16 protein-coding genes are annotated in these 19,177 nt (G+C 39.1%); 8 read left to right on the top strand and 8 right to left on the bottom strand.

Going from position 1 to position 19,177, the window contains the following annotated elements:
* Positions 1 to 31: 31 nt before the first annotated feature.
* Positions 32 to 1,900 (top strand): DUF3413 domain-containing protein, encoded by a 1,869-nt coding sequence (locus tag Q0V26_RS04345; protein WP_297478412.1) that lies wholly within the window; start codon positions 32 to 34, stop codon positions 1,898 to 1,900.
* 62 nt (positions 1,901 to 1,962) lie between these two features.
* Here the strand turns inward: Q0V26_RS04345 and Q0V26_RS04340 are convergent, their stop codons facing one another.
* Positions 1,963 to 2,220, bottom strand: a complete 258-nt coding sequence (locus Q0V26_RS04340) for a hypothetical protein (protein ID WP_235865934.1) — start codon at positions 2,218 to 2,220, stop codon at positions 1,963 to 1,965.
* A gap of 316 nt (positions 2,221 to 2,536) precedes the next feature.
* On the opposite strand from Q0V26_RS04340, the gene Q0V26_RS04335 reads away from it, so the two are divergent.
* The 3 genes from Q0V26_RS04335 (at position 2,537) to Q0V26_RS04325 (ending at position 5,040) form a co-directional block, all read left to right on the top strand.
* Positions 2,537 to 4,162 (top strand): GGDEF domain-containing protein, encoded by a 1,626-nt coding sequence (locus tag Q0V26_RS04335; RefSeq protein ID WP_297478408.1) that lies wholly within the window; start codon positions 2,537 to 2,539, stop codon positions 4,160 to 4,162.
* Positions 4,163 to 4,266: 104 nt separating this feature from the next.
* Positions 4,267 to 4,815 (top strand): DUF2975 domain-containing protein, encoded by a 549-nt coding sequence (locus Q0V26_RS04330; RefSeq protein WP_297478406.1) that lies wholly within the window; start codon positions 4,267 to 4,269, stop codon positions 4,813 to 4,815.
* Positions 4,816 to 4,824: 9 nt separating this feature from the next.
* The gene (locus Q0V26_RS04325; protein ID WP_065168142.1) at positions 4,825 to 5,040 is read left to right on the top strand and encodes a helix-turn-helix transcriptional regulator; all 216 of its coding nucleotides are present in this window, start codon (positions 4,825 to 4,827) and stop codon (positions 5,038 to 5,040) included.
* A 98-nt stretch (positions 5,041 to 5,138) separates the two neighbouring features.
* Here the strand turns inward: Q0V26_RS04325 and Q0V26_RS04320 are convergent, their stop codons facing one another.
* From Q0V26_RS04320 to Q0V26_RS04300, 5 genes are all read right to left on the bottom strand, one after another.
* Positions 5,139 to 7,091 carry a DNA topoisomerase III gene (locus Q0V26_RS04320; protein WP_297478400.1) on the bottom strand — a complete coding sequence of 651 codons (1,953 nt, stop codon included), beginning with the start codon at positions 7,089 to 7,091 and terminating at the stop codon, positions 5,139 to 5,141.
* Between the two features lie 233 nt (positions 7,092 to 7,324).
* Positions 7,325 to 8,413 (bottom strand): tRNA 2-selenouridine(34) synthase MnmH, encoded by a 1,089-nt coding sequence (gene mnmH, locus Q0V26_RS04315; protein ID WP_297478398.1) that lies wholly within the window; start codon positions 8,411 to 8,413, stop codon positions 7,325 to 7,327.
* Positions 8,413 to 9,447, bottom strand: a complete 1,035-nt coding sequence (selD, locus tag Q0V26_RS04310) for a selenide, water dikinase SelD (RefSeq protein ID WP_080157949.1) — start codon at positions 9,445 to 9,447, stop codon at positions 8,413 to 8,415. Before selD ends, mnmH begins: the two co-directional genes overlap by 1 nt.
* Before the next feature lie 258 nt (positions 9,448 to 9,705).
* On the bottom strand, positions 9,706 to 10,254 hold the full coding sequence (locus Q0V26_RS04305) for an NAD(P)H nitroreductase (RefSeq protein ID WP_297478395.1): 549 nt from the start codon (positions 10,252 to 10,254) through the stop codon (positions 9,706 to 9,708).
* A gap of 76 nt (positions 10,255 to 10,330) precedes the next feature.
* Positions 10,331 to 12,343, bottom strand: a complete 2,013-nt coding sequence (locus Q0V26_RS04300; protein ID WP_297478393.1) for an NADPH-dependent 2,4-dienoyl-CoA reductase — start codon at positions 12,341 to 12,343, stop codon at positions 10,331 to 10,333.
* A gap of 218 nt (positions 12,344 to 12,561) precedes the next feature.
* On the opposite strand from Q0V26_RS04300, the gene sppA reads away from it, so the two are divergent.
* Positions 12,562 to 14,409 carry a signal peptide peptidase SppA gene (gene sppA / locus Q0V26_RS04295; RefSeq protein WP_297478390.1) on the top strand — a complete coding sequence of 616 codons (1,848 nt, stop codon included), beginning with the start codon at positions 12,562 to 12,564 and terminating at the stop codon, positions 14,407 to 14,409.
* Positions 14,410 to 14,642: 233 nt separating this feature from the next.
* Entirely contained in the window at positions 14,643 to 15,656 is a 1,014-nt protein-coding gene (gene ansA, locus Q0V26_RS04290) for an asparaginase (RefSeq protein WP_297478388.1), read from the top strand.
* 145 nt (positions 15,657 to 15,801) lie between these two features.
* Here ansA and Q0V26_RS04285 read toward each other — a convergent pair whose 3' ends face one another.
* Entirely contained in the window at positions 15,802 to 16,125 is a 324-nt protein-coding gene (locus tag Q0V26_RS04285; RefSeq protein WP_297478386.1) for a DUF1315 family protein, read from the bottom strand.
* Positions 16,126 to 16,293: 168 nt separating this feature from the next.
* Here Q0V26_RS04285 and Q0V26_RS04280 point away from each other — a divergent pair, with 168 nt between their 5' ends.
* Entirely contained in the window at positions 16,294 to 17,154 is an 861-nt protein-coding gene (locus Q0V26_RS04280; protein ID WP_297478384.1) for a DUF2989 domain-containing protein, read from the top strand.
* Positions 17,155 to 17,221: 67 nt separating this feature from the next.
* On the opposite strand, the gene msrB is transcribed toward Q0V26_RS04280, so the two are convergent.
* On the bottom strand, positions 17,222 to 17,611 hold the full coding sequence (msrB, locus tag Q0V26_RS04275; protein WP_297478382.1) for a peptide-methionine (R)-S-oxide reductase MsrB: 390 nt from the start codon (positions 17,609 to 17,611) through the stop codon (positions 17,222 to 17,224).
* A gap of 336 nt (positions 17,612 to 17,947) precedes the next feature.
* Here msrB and gap point away from each other — a divergent pair, with 336 nt between their 5' ends.
* Positions 17,948 to 18,943, top strand: coding sequence for a type I glyceraldehyde-3-phosphate dehydrogenase (gene gap, locus Q0V26_RS04270; RefSeq protein ID WP_080157958.1), 996 nt, complete (start codon positions 17,948 to 17,950; stop codon positions 18,941 to 18,943).
* The last annotated feature ends 234 nt before the right edge of the window (positions 18,944 to 19,177 follow it).

Raw genomic sequence — 19,177 nt, 5'->3', positions numbered from 1 at the left:
TAGCATTGAAGACTGAGAAGAATTGACATTTATGGTCGCCAGCACATACAAAGACAAAGTTTCCCAGCTAATTAGTTGGGGACACTGGTTTAGCTTTTTCAATATTATCGCTGCCATGCTATTGGGCACGCGCTATATTATTTATTCAGAATGGCCGACGACAACGATCGGACAACTGTATCTAGGATTAAGCTGGATCGGACATTTTGGTTTCCTTGTCTTTGGTATTTATATACTGATCCTCTTTCCTGCAAGTTTTCTTATCCCCTCACAGCGTTTAATGCGTGTGTTTGCGGTATTAGTCTCAACGGTAGGGTTAACCACATTACTGCTTGATACCTATGCCTATCAAAGCGTCGACTTACATTTAAGTCCGCTGGTATGGGATTTGTTATTAAGCGGTGAAAAAACAGAGCTAAATACGCGCTGGCAATACCTCTTTATTGTCGTTCCTGTCATATTCCTGATCGAGATGATATTCTCAGAATGGATCTGGCGTAAACTTAGAAAGCTAACCCGTAAAAACGTCGGTGGTCCCATTGCCATCATGTTCGGTCTATGCTTTCTAAGTAGCCACATTATTTATATCTGGGCGGATGCTAACCTTTACCGTCCAGTCACAATGCAACGTTCAAATTTCCCACTGTCATACCCAATGACAGCGAAAACGTTCATGGAAAAACATGGCCTTTTAGATCGCCAAGAATATGTTAAACGCCAAGCACAACAAGGCATTAATAATAGTGAAATGATGCGTTATCCAATCGATAAAATTAATTTCATCGATAAAGGTACCAAGCAAAACTTACTGATTATTATGGTCGATAGTTTACGCAGTGACATGGTTAATACCACAACAATGCCTAATCTAACGGCTTTTGCTGATAACAATATTAACTATACTGATAACTACAGTACCAGTAATAATAATAGCGGCGTATTTGGCTTACTTTATGGTTTACCAAGTGGTTATGCCAACAGTATTCGTGCAGAAGGCAAATCACCACTGCTGCTTGATACGCTACAAAATCGTGGTTATCACTTTGGTCTATTCAGTGGTGAAGGGTTTGAACAACCTATTTATCGCGATGCTATTTTCTCTAAAACTCAGCTTGCAACTATAGATAACCTTGATAATGGAAAGCGCACGCCAAGTGATCGTTTAGCCTTTAATGATTGGCACCGTTGGCTAGAGAAGCAAAAAGCTGATGAGCCGTGGTTTAGTCTGCTTGAATTAACTTCAGTTGATCAATATGAAGAAAGTAGTGATTATCAAACTAAATTTACGCCATCTTTAGGCAGTAATTTACTTCATGATAAAAAAGTAGATTCTAATGTATTACTTAAAAATAGCTACCGTAACGCGGCTTATCATATTGATACGATTTTAGGTAAAGTATTTGCGCAATTAAAAGCACAATCAATGTTAGATAATACTATCGTGGTTGTTACCTCAAACCATGGTACTGAGTTTAATGAAACAGGTAATAATACTTGGGGCTCTGATAGCAATTACAGCCAATATCAGATCAAAGTACCAATGATCATTCATTGGCCACTGCACCCACCTCAAGTTGTTACCCGTCCAACCAGTAACCTTGATTTAGTGCCAACCTTGATGGAGTCACTGTTTAATGTGGCGTCTAATCCATCAAATTACAGCTCAGGTATCAGCCTGTTTGATAATAACAGTGATCGTCGTTGGATATTAGCGGGTGATAATAATGATATTGTGGTGATTCAAAAAGGCACCACCACTGTTGTCGATAAATACGGTAACTATCGTGTTTATAATGATAATTATCAGCTAATGGATCAGGATAAACCTAAACTATCGACACTGATGCAAGTTATGCATGAGTTAAAACGGTTTTATATTCCTAATGACCTTAATAATTAGCATTATATAACACTAAAAAAGCAGCTTTCGAGCTGCTTTTTTTATACGATTAGCGGCAGTAGTTAGAGATAATCCGTTCGATTATCCGCGTAACAATGTTCAAATCCATCTTGCCAGCCATTACGGTATTTTAATATTGTTGCCATTCGTTCAGGATCACGTCGAAAACCATCAAGATACGTATTACCCGCAACTGAACGGCTATAACAACCATCCTGATACCCATCAAGATAGGCTCGTTCAAACCCCAACTCAGCTAACTGCTGATGACGGCTACTACTGCAACCATTTAATACACTCAAGCTTATAATACTTATCATATTTATCATATTTATCAATAATAGCCGCTTCATCTCGTTAACCTTTTACTTATATAAGTATCCAATAACGTTAATAACAACATTCATTATTTTTTAATATTATATTTTTTACTAGCATGGCTTAAAAATAGATAATAACGGCTGATTTAGTTGTAATATAAATAAGAATAAGTGTGACAAAAGGATGAATTAGATCTCACTTTTTAGTGTAAAACAGAATATATCGCTAACTTGTGGCATATATCCTGCTAATTTCGCAGATAATAGTTAACAATAACACCGTCACTCACTAACTGACTCATGGAATAGAGTATTAATGAACGCGCAGATTTCATCTTTCTATCAAACAGTTACTAAACAATGCAGTAATGCTCATAGCCTTAGAACTATTTGTGAATTAGTCTGCCGTAATCTTATTCAAAGTTTTTCAATTAATCATCTGCAACTTATTATTAAATCAAATAACGAGTGGAAATTATTATTAGAACTAAACAGTAAAGGTATACAATATTATTTTCCTCCAACAATAATACCGACAGCAAATGAATATTATTATAAAAACATTCATTACTATGCTAATAAAACTGAAGCATCAATTGATATATTTGAAAATTATCGTTATATATTAGTTCCATTAAAATACCATGCAAAGATTATTGGTCATTTAACTATTGCAGCACCATTAACCTCAACACTACAACCGAAACACCTCACGATATTAACCGCGTTATTAGCCACAGAAATTACCGCAGGCTTGATAGAGCAAACGACAAAAAGTCATAGTCTCAGCCGCAAATACGCTGAAAAAGAATTACTTTCAAGTAAAGAACAACAACAATCATTGTTAAACTACCTACAGGGTATGCATGAAATTTCTTTTCAATTATGGCGTAGTAACATAATGAAAGACATGTTATTTATTGCTGTTGATGAAGGGAAAAAACGGCTTAACATCGATAGAATGGCGATTTTTCTATTTGATGAACAACAAAAAATGCACGGTACTTTCGGCACTGATATTCAAGGGAATACTGTCGATGAGTTTTATTTTCATTCCGATATTCCTAATCAATGGTTTGCATCTAAGACATTAAAAGATAAAGAATATATCGCATTTCAAGAAAACACCCCACTCTACCATGATTTACAACAAATTGGCTTTGGTTGGAGTGCTTATATTGCGCTATGGGATGAAGATACGCCTATCGGATGGATTGCTTGTGATAATTTACTTACAGGACAACCATTGCGTAATTATCACCATCAACTACTAAAACAATATGGTTTTATTGTTTCACAACATATTTTACGGCTACGAGCAGCAGATACACTTATCAAGCTCAATCATGATCTCGAACAACGAGTACAAAGCCGGACCAAAGCACTGAATAAAGCCAATGAACAGCTACAGAAATTATCTAGAATTGATGCACTTACAAATATTGCTAATCGCCGAGTCTATGATGAAACGGTAATGACTGAATGGCGTCGAGCAAATAGGCTCGGTCTACCACTATCATTACTCATCTTAGATATTGATAATTTCAAAACTTATAACGATAAACTCGGTCATGCCGCTGGTGATCAATGCTTAAAAACTATTGCCGCGGTGCTGTCTAAAGTTGAACGTCGAGCTGGAACGTTATTTGCCCGTTATGGTGGCGAAGAGTTTGTGCTGTTATTACCAGGACAAGACCAACAAGCTGCAGTAAATAATGCGCAACGCTTACTTAATGCAATGCATAAAATAGCGTTGCCATTTCCATGTCTTGAATTAAATAATAACACTCCAGCTATTGTCACAATCAGTATTGGTGTCAGTACTATTATTCCATCGCAAACAACAACCTATGATGCATTTTTCAAACATGTTGATACTGCACTTTATCAAGCAAAAGCTGAAGGGAAAGATTGCTTCAGAGTGCTATCACCTACTTTATAAATAAATATTAACAATAAAAAATTATCGAATAACAATAATTTTTTATTGCAAAGCATTTTATTGTGCCATATTCTAGCTTCATCAACTGAATGAGGAACAATCATATGTCAAAAATTCAACAACAAAGTCGCAGAGTAAAAATCCTATTCCAGCTATTTTTTATTCTAACGCCAATTTTAGTCTGTTATTTTTGGTTAACAGTAGCAACACCTTATGATTTTTTAAGAAATACCGGCATAGTACAAACATCTTTTGATATTAATCAACTAACAGAAAAACCGTTAACATTGACTACCCGTTTACTCGCGCTCATAACAAGCTTAATTTACTGTTCGATTATTATGTATGCCTTAAAAATTCTCATTCGGTTATTTGGTAACTATGAAAACAAACACATCTTTACTTTAGAAAATGCCAACTGCTATCAAAAACTTGGTTATAGTGTGTTTTATTGGGTTGGCGGTTCACTTTTTTACCAACCATTAATGACGTTAATACTAACCTTTAATAATCCCCCCAATCACCGCATGATTATGATTAGCTTTGTAGGCATCGATTTTTTAACCCTATTAATAGGCGCTATTATTGTTATAATTTCATGGGTTATGAAAGAAGGCTATCACCTCGCCGATGAACAAAATTACACAATTTAAGAGTTTATTATGACTATTGTTATTAATTTAGATGTAATAATGGCGAAACGAAAAATACGGTTAAAAACATTAGCGCAAGCAATGGATATGACAGAAGCTAATTTATCAATACTAAAAAATGGTAAAGCAAAAGCTGTTCGATTTTCGACACTTGATAAACTTTGCGAACAACTTGATTGCCAGCCAGCAGATATTCTTGAATTTCAAAAAAACGATGATAATTAGCGTTTCGTTTATGGCGATAACTATTTTTAAAAAATATAAATAACAAAAAAGCAGCATGTTGATGCTGCTTTTTTGTAAGCTATCAGTCAGTAATTAAATCATCCACTACGCTTTGGTGCAGCCTTAGGTTTGGCCGACGTCGATTTTTTGGCATAACTACGCTTCTTCGTTCGCGGGGTAAACTCTGGTGAAGTCAACGAACGTAAACTTGGTGGCACATCACTGACTTTTACCTGCTCCATTAAGGCTGTTACTTGTTGTTCTAATGCAGCCATAAATGGTTGATATGCACATTTTCTATCTGCCATATCATGCAGTTGATGCTCCCAATGCGCAGTCATATCAGGATATGTTGATGTATCGGGTAAAGCGTAAATTAAGCCTTTCCCCGCCTCAGAAGCATGAATAGCTTTACCTTGGCGCTGCAATAACTGGCGTTTAAACAACATTTCTAAAATACCTGCTCGCGTTGCTTCGGTACCTAAACCATCAGTATCACGCAGGATTTTCTTTAATGAAGCATCAGATACAAACCGCGCAATACCCGTCATCGCTTGTAATAATGTCGCTTCGGTAAATGCTTTTGGTGGCTCGGTCATCTTATCTTTGATTTCACCATCATGGCAGACCAATACCGTACCTTTATCTAGGGGTGGCACCTTATCGGCTAAATCACTGTCTTCTTTTTTATCATCACGCCCTAATAGCGCTCGCCAACCTGGTGACATTAACTGACGACCTTTAGCAATAAAGAGCCCATTAGTAATAGTGAATACTAACTTAGCATCAGCATATTCAGCTGCTGGATAAAATTGCATTAAGTACTGGCGAGCAATTAATTGATATATTTTCGCTTCATAACCCGTTAATACTGATGAAGATTTAGGGGTAGGAATAATCGCATGGTGAGCATCCACTTTTTTGTCATTCCATGCTTTTGATTTTAATGCTGTATTCGCATTATCCACTGCAGAAGCTAACTGATTATCCGTTGTCGCAATCGCACGACACACATCATTCGCTTGTTTCAAATGATCCAATGGTAGATGACGGCTGTCAGAACGAGGGTAAGTGATCACTTTATGTTTTTCATATAATGACTGACAAGTCGATAATACATCAGTCGCACTCATGCCAAACCGTTTCGCCGCATCAATCTGTAACGCGGATAATGAATATGGTAACGGTGGCGCTTGTTTAGTTTGCTTACGCTCAGATTCAGTTACTTCTGCTGCTTGGCCTTTAATCCGTGCCACCACGTTTTCACATAACTTACGATTAAGCACTCGCCCTTCTGAATCTTGGTGAGGTTCACATGATTTACTTGGCTGCCACTTGGCATAAATCGTTTGTTCACCGTAAGTGATTAATGCCAATACTTCATAAAACGGTTTGGCGACAAAATTAGCAATCTCATCATCACGTCGAACAACCAGCCCTAAGATCGGTGTTTGCACTCGACCGACCGATAATACGCCGCGATAACCGCCCTTTTGCCCCAACAAAGTATAAGCACGGGTCATATTCATGCCATATAACCAATCAGCACGCGAACGTGCAAGGGCTGAAACTGATAACGGAATAAAATCACGGTTACTGCGCATTGTGGCTAAGGCTTTTTTAACTGCTGCTGGGTTTAAATCAGAAATAAGCAACCGCTGTGCTGCTTCTTTTTTAGCTTTGGATATTTTGACGTAATCAATCACTTCATCCACCAGCAACTGTCCTTCACGATCGGGATCGCCTGCATGTACCACTGCCGTTGCTGTTTTCGCCAATTTTTTGATCACCGCTAATTGTTGCTTAGCCGCTTTACGAGGTATTAATTGCCATTGCTGTGGCACAATCGGCAAGTCTTCCAAGTGCCACTTTTTATAGCGTTCATCATAAGCATCAGGCTCGACTTGTTCTAACAAATGCCCAATACACCAAGTGACAATATCGCCATTCCCTACTTCAATATAACCAGTATTATTTTTATGAGGGCGAGGTAATACAGCAGCGATTGCTCGGCCTAAGCTTGGTTTTTCAGCTATATATAAGCAACTCATGGGGATCTTTATCTGAAAGGATTAATAGTAAGACTGTACCGAAAATGGATGCTAACAGCAACATAACACTGGATATTAAACCAGTACTTATTTAGGTAGTAATGCTTTTTTGCAACGGATCTTGAAAGATCATCAATGGTAAATGTAATGATCGCTAACAAAAAAGCCAAACGCATCATATTATATTAATAGATGGATTTGGCTTTTAATCAAATCTATTTATATCAAAGAAACTAGCGAGCAGCTAACCAATCTTGTACTTGGTGATAATCACCTCTAAATACAATACGATCAGCTTTTTTGCTTAATTGATAAGTATACATTGGATCATAATACTGTTCTAACAAGGGCGCTAACCAAGCATCATGCTCAACTAATGAACCATTGGCTTGCATCATTTTCACTGCATGTTGCTGTGATTTCAACATCACTTCATAACGTTCAAAACCTAAACGTTTACGAATATTGAACATGCCTTTTTCTAAATACTCAGCAAATAAAATCCAACCTTGTTCCTCACCGTAATGAGCCACATAATCACGTTGCATTTTAACGACATAATCATCTAATAAACGCGCTAAACGCACATCCACAGGATCTTCAATAACGGCAATATCAGCTTCTTGCATTGCACGATTGATTGATAAAGGCACAGTAACACAACCAATGTTTTTACCTTCATCTTCAAACACGAAGTGTTCAATGCCACGATCTAATTTTTTAACCATCTGTACAGCAAGATCACTCTCAAATGCAATTTGAGTTCGTTGCGGCGTAACATAACGACCAAACGATGAACCACGGTGGTGTGCTGCACCTTCTAAATCAAGGCCATTAGCAAGAACATTGACCATAATTGTCTTACCGCTACCCGTATTACCCGCAACAATAGACATTGGTTTAGCAGAAACTTCATCAATAGTATCAACTAAATAACGACGTAATGCTTTATAGCCACCAGTGATAAACGGATAATCTATACCCGCTTCTTTAAGCCATTGTTGAGTAATTTGAGAGCGTAAACCACCACGGAAACAATAAAGATAACCGTCAGGATTTGCTTCACAAAATGCTTTCCATTGCGCTACACGTTCTGCTTTAACGTCACCATTAACCAGCTTATGACCAAGATCAATGGCTGCATCTTGTCCTTTATTTTTATAACACGTACCAACAGCTGCACGTTCATCATCCGTCATTAACGGACGACTATGAGAAGTTGGGAATGCACCTTGAGTAAATTCAACCGGTGCACGCATATCCATTAATGGTGTATCGTTCACAAACAGATGACGGAAATCTTCGCAATTGGGACGCGACATTAGCAAACCTCAATAAAGGTATCGCCATCCATCGGCACAAGTTCACCAATCGCTTCCAGCAAGATGTTATGTTTTTTAGCAATGGCTTGTACTTCAGCTTCGCTACTTGGATCAACGGCTAATAATAGGCCGCCTGATGTTTGAGGATCACATAATAATGCTTTTTGTTGATCCGTCATTTGACCCACTTTGTGGCCATAACTCATAAAGTTACGTTCTGTACCACCAGGAACACAACCTTGAGCGATGTAATCATACACACCCGGTAATGTTGGAATCTTATCAAACCAAAGTTTTGCTTTTAGGTTACTGCCTTCACAAATCTCAGTTAAGTGACCCATTAGGCCAAAACCTGTTACGTCAGTTAGCGCTTTTACGCCTTCAACATCAGCAAAGTCTGCACCAGGTTTATTTAGCTTACACATCCAATCGCGTGCCAAACCTTTATGCTCATCAGCCAACTTAGATTGTTTTTCAGCCGTTGTTAATACGCCGATACCTAATGGTTTAGTTAGGTATAAATGACAACCCGCTTCTGCACTGTCATTACGTTTAACACGATCAGTACTTACTAATCCTGTTACAGCAAGGCCAAAAATTGGCTCAGGAGCATCAATAGAGTGACCACCAGCAAGAGAAATACCTGCCTCACGACACACTGAACGGCCACCATCAATCACTTTTTGCGCAATTTCAGGTGACAATACATTTACAGGCCAACCTAAAATAGCAATCGCCATGATAGGTTTGCCACCCATAGCGTAAATATCACTGATCGCGTTAGTCGCAGCAATACGACCAAAATCAAACGGGTCATCAACGATTGGCATAAAGAAGTCAGTGGTACTGATCACTGCTTGACCATTACCGATATCATAAACGGCAGCGTCATCTTTACTTTCATTACCAACCAGTAAATTAGGATCAGCAAAAGGTGCTAATTGAGTACGAAGAATAGTATCAAGTACTTGGGGAGAAATTTTACAACCACATCCGGCACCGTGGCTGTATTGTGTTAGGCGAACATTTTCCATGACACGCTCCAAAATATAGAAAGAACCAGCGATTCTACTCCTGCCCTCGACAACTGTCATCTTTCCAACTAAAAAGCGACCATTTTCTATTAAAAAAAATCCACATTGGCAGTAATAGTCATCAATAAGGAATAAAAAAGGTGATGCTATTCACGGTTTAACACCGAAAAATAGCTATCACCTTCCATTTTTAACCCTGCAGTCACATCAGTGAAGAGTTAAATGCGAGTTAATGTTACATCTGTTGTATATCAGTAATTACAAATATTCAACGTATTGAGCAAGATCGCGTTCATGGACTTTCGCTTCACGGCAACCAATTGAACCGAGGTATAAAAAGCCAACAATCATGTCTTCGCCCGTAACACCTAATGCTTCACGAACCACGGGATGATATGCCCAATAACCTGTACGCCAAAAACCAGAATATCCTTGTGCTACTGCCGCCATTTGCATAGCTTGTGCTGCACAACCAGCAGACAAATGTTGTTCTATAACAGGGACTTTATGGCCAGAGGTTACTTTACTAACAACAGTGATCACCATCGGTGCACGAAAAGGGGCTTTTGAGGCTTTTTCAATCACAAAATCATCAAGATCATCCGCTTTCGCTGCCGCAACTAAAATATTTGCTAGCGTGGTTAAACCTTCACCTTGAGAAACAATAAAGCGCCACGGTGTTAAGCCACCATGATCAGGAGCACGTAATCCTGCACGAAAGATATTCTCAAGAACATCACCTGCAGGTGCTGGCTCAACTAATTTTGGTAATGAGCGACGATTAAGCAGCAATGATAGCGCGTCCATAACAACCTCAAAATGAAAATAATTATTGTTTCTCATATAATAAGGCAGTTAAAGCGCAGAACACAAGTCATCATAATTATAACTTCGCAGCTAATTCAACCCCTTGACGGATCACCCGTTTTGCATCGACTTCACTAGCATCTTCTGCGCCACCAATCACATGCACTGACACACCTTGCTGTATTAACTGTTGCGATAAATTATCGACCGATGTTTGACCGGTACAAATAACAATATTATCGACATCTAATGTCTGTGGTTGCCCATCAATAATAAGGTGCAAGCCTTCATCATCAATAGCTTGATAATGCACTCCCGCCCATAGTTTAACGCCGCGTTTTTCTAATGTACGGCGGTGGATCCACCCCGTTGTGCGTCCAGGGCCTTTGCCTACTTTTCCTGGTCGACGTTGTAATAACCATACTTGTCGTGGACTAATATAATCGTCTGAAGGTAATAAACCGCCACTATGGCATAGACTTTTATCAATATCCCATTCACTCAACCAGCTATCAAGATCATACTCACTTGGTTCTGTCAGCATGGTAGCAACATCAACCCCTATACCACCCGCCCCAATGATGGCAACTTTTTCCCCTACAACTTTTTGCTGACTAATCAGAGTTTGATAATCAATCACCTTCAAATGATCAATTCCCGTGATTGGAGGTATTCGAGGTTGTACTCCCGTAGCAATAATAACCTCGTCATAATCAAGCAACTGCTCAACATTTGCTTCAACGCCTAGCCGTACCACGACACCGGTTTGTTCTAAGCGCCGAGTAAAATAGCGGATGGTTTCTTTAAATTCTTCTTTACCAGGGATTTGCATCGCTAGATTAAACTGCCCACCAACATGGGTGTTTTTTTCAAATAAATCGACTTTAAATCCACGCTCTGCAGCAGCAACGGCACACGCCATTCCCGCAGGACCACCACCAATAACCGCCACTTTTCGCGACTTAGCGACCATCGTTAACACCAATTCTGTCTCATAACATGCGTGAGGATTAACTAAACAACTGGCGCGTTTACCAACAAAAGCATGATCTAAACATGCCTGATTACAACCAATACAGGTATTAATATCATTGGCTCGGTTTTGCTCTGCTTTTAAGACAAATTCAGGATCGGCTAAAAATGGTCTCGCCATCGACACCATATCGGCTTGCCCTTGAGCCAAAATATTTTCAGCAACTTGCGGCGTATTAATGCGATTACAGGTCACTATTGGAATAGAGACTTGTTGTTTAATTTTCTCAGTAACCCAAGCAAATGCAGCTCGTGGCACTTGAGTGGCAATGGTAGGAACCCGTGCTTCATGCCAGCCAATACCAGTATTTAAAATAGTGACACCTGCCGCTTCTAATTCAAGCGCTAACTGCACCACCTCATCGTAAGTGCTCCCTTGTTCAACTAAGTCCAACATTGATAATCGAAAGATAATAATAAAATCATCGCCCACACGCGTTCGTACAGCGCGAACAATTTCAATGGCAAAACGAATTCGATTGTCATAACTGCCCCCCCAGTCATCGTAACGTTGGTTTGAACGCTGGCAAATAAACTGATTAATGAGATAACCTTCAGAACCCATTAACTCAACCCCATCATAACCCGCTTCGCGCGCAAGCTCGGCACTGTGTGCAAAATCATTAATGGTATTATTAATTTGGCGATGACTCATTTTGCTTGGGGTGAATTTAGAGATAGGAGAACGAATAGCAGAGGCACTTACCGCAAACGGTGACATTGCATAACGCCCAGCATGCAATAACTGTAACGCAATCTTCCCCCCTTGCTGATGCACTGCAGTGGTAATATTGCGGTGTTTACGCACATGGCGATTGTTACTAAATTCAGCACTAAACGGATGTAATCGACCACGAAAATTAGGAGAAAAACCGCCCGTAACAATAAGCCCAACCCCAGCTTTTGCTCTAATGGCATAAAACGTCGCGAGTTTATGAAAGCCTCCCCGTTCTTCTTCTAATCCGGTGTGCATTGAGCCCATTAAGACTCGATTACGTAATTGAGTAAAACCCAGATCCAGCGGCGTCAATAAATGAGGAAACGGTTTATCATTCATAAGCAACTCCTAATCATCATGGTCAGACCAGTATATTTGAGCTTAGACCGCAATATCAACCAAAATTAACAAAAAAGCAACATTTACATGATGCGCCTCACTATTTATAATCAATCACGTACGTTTATTTTACTATTAATAACAATTACACCGTAAAAACACTGTAATTCAGCAGTGACTACGCTACGATATCGCTATCACCATTATCAGGAATTTTCATGAAAGCCATATTCTCAAGGATTGGAAAATTCTTCCTCGCTATCGGGAAGTTGATTAACTTTACTCGCAAATTTGTCCTCAACCTTTTATTCGTTCTAATTATTGGCGCGATAATTTTTGCATTAACCGATGAAGATAAGACCACCGATACTACCGAACCCTCAGCGTTAGTGCTCAACCTCTCAGGTCCAATTGTTGAACAAAGTAATTATGACAATCCACTTGATAGTGTAATGAGTGAGGCGTTAGGTAAGCCTGATGTAAAACAAAATGTATTATTTGATATTGTTGAAGCGATTCGCGCAGCAGCAACAGATAAAGACATCACAGGTTTGGTGCTTAACCTTAAAGACATGTCTGAAACCAGCTTAACCAAAATGCGTTATATCGCAAAAGCCATTGAAGAATTTAAAGCATCAGGCAAACCTGTTTATGCTTATGGTGACAATTACACCCAAAGCCAGTACTACCTAGCCAGTTACGCAGATAAAGTATTTTTATCGCCAGATGGTGGGGTGATGCTAACAGGTTATGGCACTTACACACTGTATTATAAGAGTTTACTGGCTAAGCTAGACGTAACAACCCATGTTTTCCGTGTTGGTACCTATAAGTCATTTGTTGAACCCTACATTCGTGATGGCATGTCAGCCGCAGCCAAAGAAGCTAATACTGTATGGTTAACCCAGTTATGGGGCGCATTCAGTGACGATGTCGCAAAGAACCGCAAAATAAAACCACAAACATTAACGCCCAATATCGATGAGTTTATTACTCAACTGAAATCTGTTAATGGCGACTTTTCTCAATTAAGTAAAAAAATAGGTTTAGTTGATTCACTCGTCACGCGTGATCAAATGACCCAATATTTAATCGATACTTTTGGTGCTAACGACAAACATAGCTTTAAACAGATTAGCTATTACGATTACCTACCATTACTGGTTGATGATCAACAACCATCACCAAATAAAGTGGCCGTTGTTATCGTAAACGGTGCCATTGTTGATGGTAAAAGTAGCCAAGGTTCTGCTGGCGGTGACACTATTGCCTCACTATTAAACCAAGCACGCTTTGATAAACAAGTGAAATCAGTAATCTTACGGGTTGATAGCCCAGGGGGTAGCGCTTTCGCTTCAGAGGTTATTCGTAATGCCGTTGATGCACTCAAAAGAGCGGGCAAACCAGTTGTAGTCTCAATGTCGAGTGTTGCAGCCTCTGGCGGTTATTGGATCTCCTCCAGTGCCGATGAGATCATTGCTCAACCAACAACAATCACCGGCTCTATTGGTATCTTTGCAATCTTAACCACCTTTGAAAAAGGCTTAGAAAAACTGGGCGTTTACAGTGATGGGGTTGGTACGACACCATTCTCTGGTGTGGGTGTTACGCGTGCGCTACCTGACGGTGTTGCAAAAGTATTCCAACTTGGGGTTGATAATGGTTACCAACGTTTTATTGGCTTAGTCAGTAAATACCGCCATATGACGTTAGCTCAAGCAGATAAAATTGCTCAAGGCCGCGTATGGACAGGTAAAGATGCGCAGCAACGTGGTCTAGTTGATAAATTAGGTGACTTCGATACCGCCATTACTGCTGCTGTTGAATTAGCGAAAGTAAAAGATTATCAATTAGTATGGATGCAACAACCACTCTCACCAGTACAACAATTCTTTAAAGAAATGTCTGGCGAAGTAACCGCTAAAATCGCAACCATGGTGCTGGGCGATATGCCATCCACGTTAGCGCCAGTGACAAAAGTTGCTAAAGATCTTACTTCACTCACTAATTTTAACGATCCTAATGGCCGTTATGCTTTTTGCTTAAATTGCAGCACGGTTAATTAAAGACAACAATTGTCAGTAGCCCGGTCAATATTGGCCGGGTTTTTTAATGCCTTCACACACCACAACCCACCATTAGTTAACAGTTATTTACACTGGTACTGTGCAATAAATCAGCATACTCCGCTACGATCACATTTTAACTCATACAATCACGCTACAAATCTAACTAACCTCGCATCTTCATGCAGTTTGCGTATAATACGCGCACTCATTCGTTCATTCTGAGCTTAAAAATGGAAAGAAAACACATTTACATCGCTTACACTGGCGGTACTATTGGTATGCAAAAGTCGGATCATGGTTATGTTCCTGTTGCTGGTTTTATGCAGCAACAATTGGCAAGCATGCCAGAATTCCATCGTTCAGAAATGCCAGAGTTCACTATCAATGAGTATGAACCACTGATTGATTCATCAGATATGACCCCCATGGATTGGCAGCGAATTGCAGATGATATAAAAGCTAATTATGATAAATATGATGGTTTTGTGATTTTACATGGTACTGATACCATGGCTTACACTGCTTCAGCATTATCATTTATGTTTGAAAATTTAGACAAACCTGTGATTGTGACTGGTTCACAAATTCCATTGGTTGAATTACGCTCTGATGGTCAAAGTAATTTGTTAAATGCTCTTCATATTGCGGCTAATTACCCAATCAATGAAGTCACCGTATTTTTCAATAACCAATTGATCCGTGGTAATCGCAGTACTAAAGCACATGCTGATGGTTTTGGTGCGTTTATTTCGCCAAACTTACCACCGCTATTAGAAGCGGGAATCAATATTACTGTTAATAACATTGCCCAAATAGATAAAAAGCCTGACGGCGCATTTCAAGTCCATACTATTACACCGCAACCAATTGGGGTTATCACAATGTATCCGGGCATTTCTCCTGAAGTGATCCGTAACACATTACGTCAACCCGTCAATGCAATGATACTACTGACATTTGGTGTTGGTAATGCACCACAAAATAAAGAATTATTGGAACAATTAAAAGCGGCAACAGATCGCGGTGTTATTGTTATGAACCTGACCCAATGTCTATCAGGAAAAGTAAACATGGGCGGTTACGCAACAGGCTGTGCGCTTGCTGAGGCGGGCGTATTGAGTGGCTATGACATGACCCCTGAGGCAGCACTAGCTAAGTTACATTATTTATTAAGTCAGAATCTCACCACGGAAGCGATCCGCAGCCTGATGCAACAAGATTTACGTGGTGAATTAACCCATTAATCAATCTGTTGATTACCGCTGACAAAAAAGAGCCACGATGGCTCTTTTTTGATCATAATAAATTAACCATTAGTAATTCAACGGTTATCGCCCATTATTTGATCGAACGAGAACGATATTCTTATCGTATTCATCAGTATGATAATTACAGCTGGTCATGATCAAAACGAGCAATATCATTTTTATGTGTCGCATTTTCAGTATCACGGGCAATCGCAGTGACATCAACAGCAAAGTCCCGTTTAAATTCGGCTTTTGATTTAAATTTAATTTCGCCACCCGCAGCAACTGTCATATGGTCAGCCTCCATATTATGTCGAGACTGATACAGCATTACAGCTTGCATCGCACTATCACGTAATTGCGGTGTTAGTGTTGAGCCGTCCAACCATTTTCCGGTTTCAACGGCGGTTGAAATACGCAGGTAAATATCAGGCGTCATTGCCGCTAAGAGTTGCTTAACATCCATATTCTTATCCTTATTTATCATAGTTGCATGACGAATTTTAGGTCAATATCAACAAACATATTCATTCATTGTATATCTATCACGTCAGATTACTTTGAGGTGACAGTTTCATTTACAAAAAAAATAATACTGCTAAATTTAATTATCTCTTTTTTATGAGTTTATCTTTTGAGCTTGATTTTATTCTTCTCATGTACGATATCATCGCACAATCTACCTAGTGTAAGAGCCATCATTTTATTATCACTCTTACTCAGTGGGTGCTTTGATCGTTACCGTACAACAGACAGTTTATGCAACGATAACGCTAGCTTATGCCAACCTATAAATCTTAATGATGGTCAATGTCGTATCCAACGAACAAACCTCATATGGCAACGTTATGACACCTTACAAATCCCCTCAGATGAACACAAATTTAAAGAATTAAAAGCAACCCAAGAATGTCAACACTGCCTTGAGTATGCCGCACGCATTGAGCCAACAGAATTAAAACAACGTAAAACAAAGCGAATAGAGGCGTTATATCATAGTTATGAAAGCATTGAACGGCTCACCAAAGAATTACAATCCTCTCAAGATCCGCATATTATTTATTATCGTTGGAGTCAGGGTGACCAAATAGCCAAACAACAATTTATTGCACTTGAAGGTGATAAAAAACTTGAACACCCTGAATTACAATTAGCACTGGCTCGCTATTATGTTAATAAAGATAAACATAAATCTTTAGATTTATTACACCATAGCCTCAGCCTTTACAAAGCAAAAGATAACATTAATATCAGTATATTACGTTCTCTTTCAACCTTATATTATCAGCAACATAACATGGCAGCGGCTTATGTATGGACAAATATTGCCGCTCATTATCAACCTAATAATACGCTACAAAAAATAACCCGTCATAATCTATTTAAGCCGCCCGAAGACGAGCAAAAAAAATTAGATCGCGTAGCACTCAACATCATTGCAACATTGAATAACGGCCAATACCGTCGTACTAGCATAATACATCAACAGTCATAACAGCGCTTTATTAAATAATAATATCAGCACTGTTTGTCTTAAACGGATACAGATACATAATAAACGGTTAATTACCCGCAGAAAAAAGCAATGAGATTGAATTAACACAAAATCGTTCACCCGTAGATGCAGGTCCATCAGGGAAAATATGCCCTAAATGGCTGTCACATTGCGAACAACGAATCTCTGTTCGTACCATGCCATGACTGTCATCATTTAAATAACTGATACAGTCTTTGGCAATAGGAGCATCAAAACTTGGCCAACCACAACCTGAATCATATTTATTAATAGAAGAAAATAAAGGTAAACCACAACAGGTACAGGAATAAATACCCGTTTCACGGTTATGTAGCAAGGTACCACTAAATGGTGCTTCAGTAGCTTGCTCTCGACATACTTGATAAGCGTCAGCAGATAACTTATCACGCCAATATGCATTATCTTTTTTATTCATTCTTCGCTGCCTTTCCTTTATGTTTTAAGTAAACAGAATAAATATATTTGCAATTTAGGTGCACTGTACCACATACTTCTTGTGCAAAAAGTCACATAGACTCGAAAACAGTTTTTGATTTTTGTAAATATGATTAAAAGTTAACAATTATTGCGATGTTAATTTAAACAATATTTGTACAAATTACCGTCGTTGTAGTGAAAATGTAAAAATATCCGAACTTTTTTTTGACCTCAAGCAATTTAAACGTTTTTTTTGCTTGCAGCTTTACAAAGGTTTCTGTAATTTTACTACCAGTTATATTTCATTAGAAATTAAGTTGTGGAGCAAACTGTAATGACAATTAAAGTAGGTATTAACGGTTTTGGCCGTATCGGTCGTTTTGTTTTCCGTGCATCTCAAGAGCGCACAGACATCGAAGTTGTTGGTATCAACGACCTAATCGACGTTGAATACATGGCATACATGCTTAAGTACGACTCAACTCACGGCCGTTTCAACGGTACTGTTGAAGTTGAAGGCGGTAACTTAATCGTTAATGGTAAAACTGTACGTGTAACTGCTGAGCGTAACCCTGAAGATCTTAAGTGGGATGCAATCAACGTTGACGTAGTAGCTGAAGCAACTGGCCTGTTCCTAACAGACGAGACTGCACGTAAGCACATCACAGCTGGCGCTAAGAAAGTTGTTCTAACTGGCCCATCTAAAGATGCTACTCCTATGTTTGTAATGGGTGTTAACGATACAACTTACGCTGGTCAAGACATCGTTTCTAACGCTTCTTGTACTACTAACTGTCTAGCGCCTATCGCTAAAGTTCTTAACGACAACTTCGGTATCGTTTCTGGTCTAATGACAACAGTTCACGCAACTACAGCAACTCAAAAAACTGTAGATGGTCCTTCAGCTAAAGACTGGCGTGGCGGTCGTGGTGCTTCTCAGAACATCATCCCTTCATCAACTGGTGCTGCTAAAGCAGTAGGCGTTGTTCTTCCAGAAATCAACGGCAAACTAACTGGTATGGCTTTCCGCGTACCAACTGCTAACGTTTCTGTAGTTGACCTAACAGTTAACCTAGAAAAAGGCGCATCTTACGCAGCTATCTGTGCTGCAATGAAAGAAGCTTCTGAAGGTTCTCTAAAAGGCGTTCTTGGTTACACTGAAGATGCAGTTGTTTCAACTGACTTCAATGGCGATACTCGCACTTCAATCTTTGATGCTGCAGCTGGTATCGCACTTAACGATAACTTCGTTAAAGTTGTATCTTGGTACGATAACGAAATCGGCTACTCAAACAAAGTTCTAGACCTAATCGCTCACATCTCTAAGTAATGTAAGCAATTAGCTGACTTTCTTTGAAAGCAGATAGTAGAAGGCGACGCTTAAGGGTGTCGCCTTTTTTATACCTAAAAAACACCAATAGCCGATCAAGTATAGCGCTAAAAGCATTTTATTTCTTACCCCAAATAAGCCATGTACTTATCATCTATAACGTATGAAATATTCAGATCAAATACGTTACAAAAATAACAAATAAATTTTAATATTCTTTGATATTTTAAAACG

The sequence above is a fragment of the uncultured Photobacterium sp. genome (genome assembly GCF_947039875.1).
GTDB lineage: Bacteria > Pseudomonadota > Gammaproteobacteria > Enterobacterales > Vibrionaceae > Photobacterium.
The sequence above is the reverse complement of the archived record's forward strand: the minus strand, read 5'-3'. Positions and strand labels throughout refer to the sequence as shown.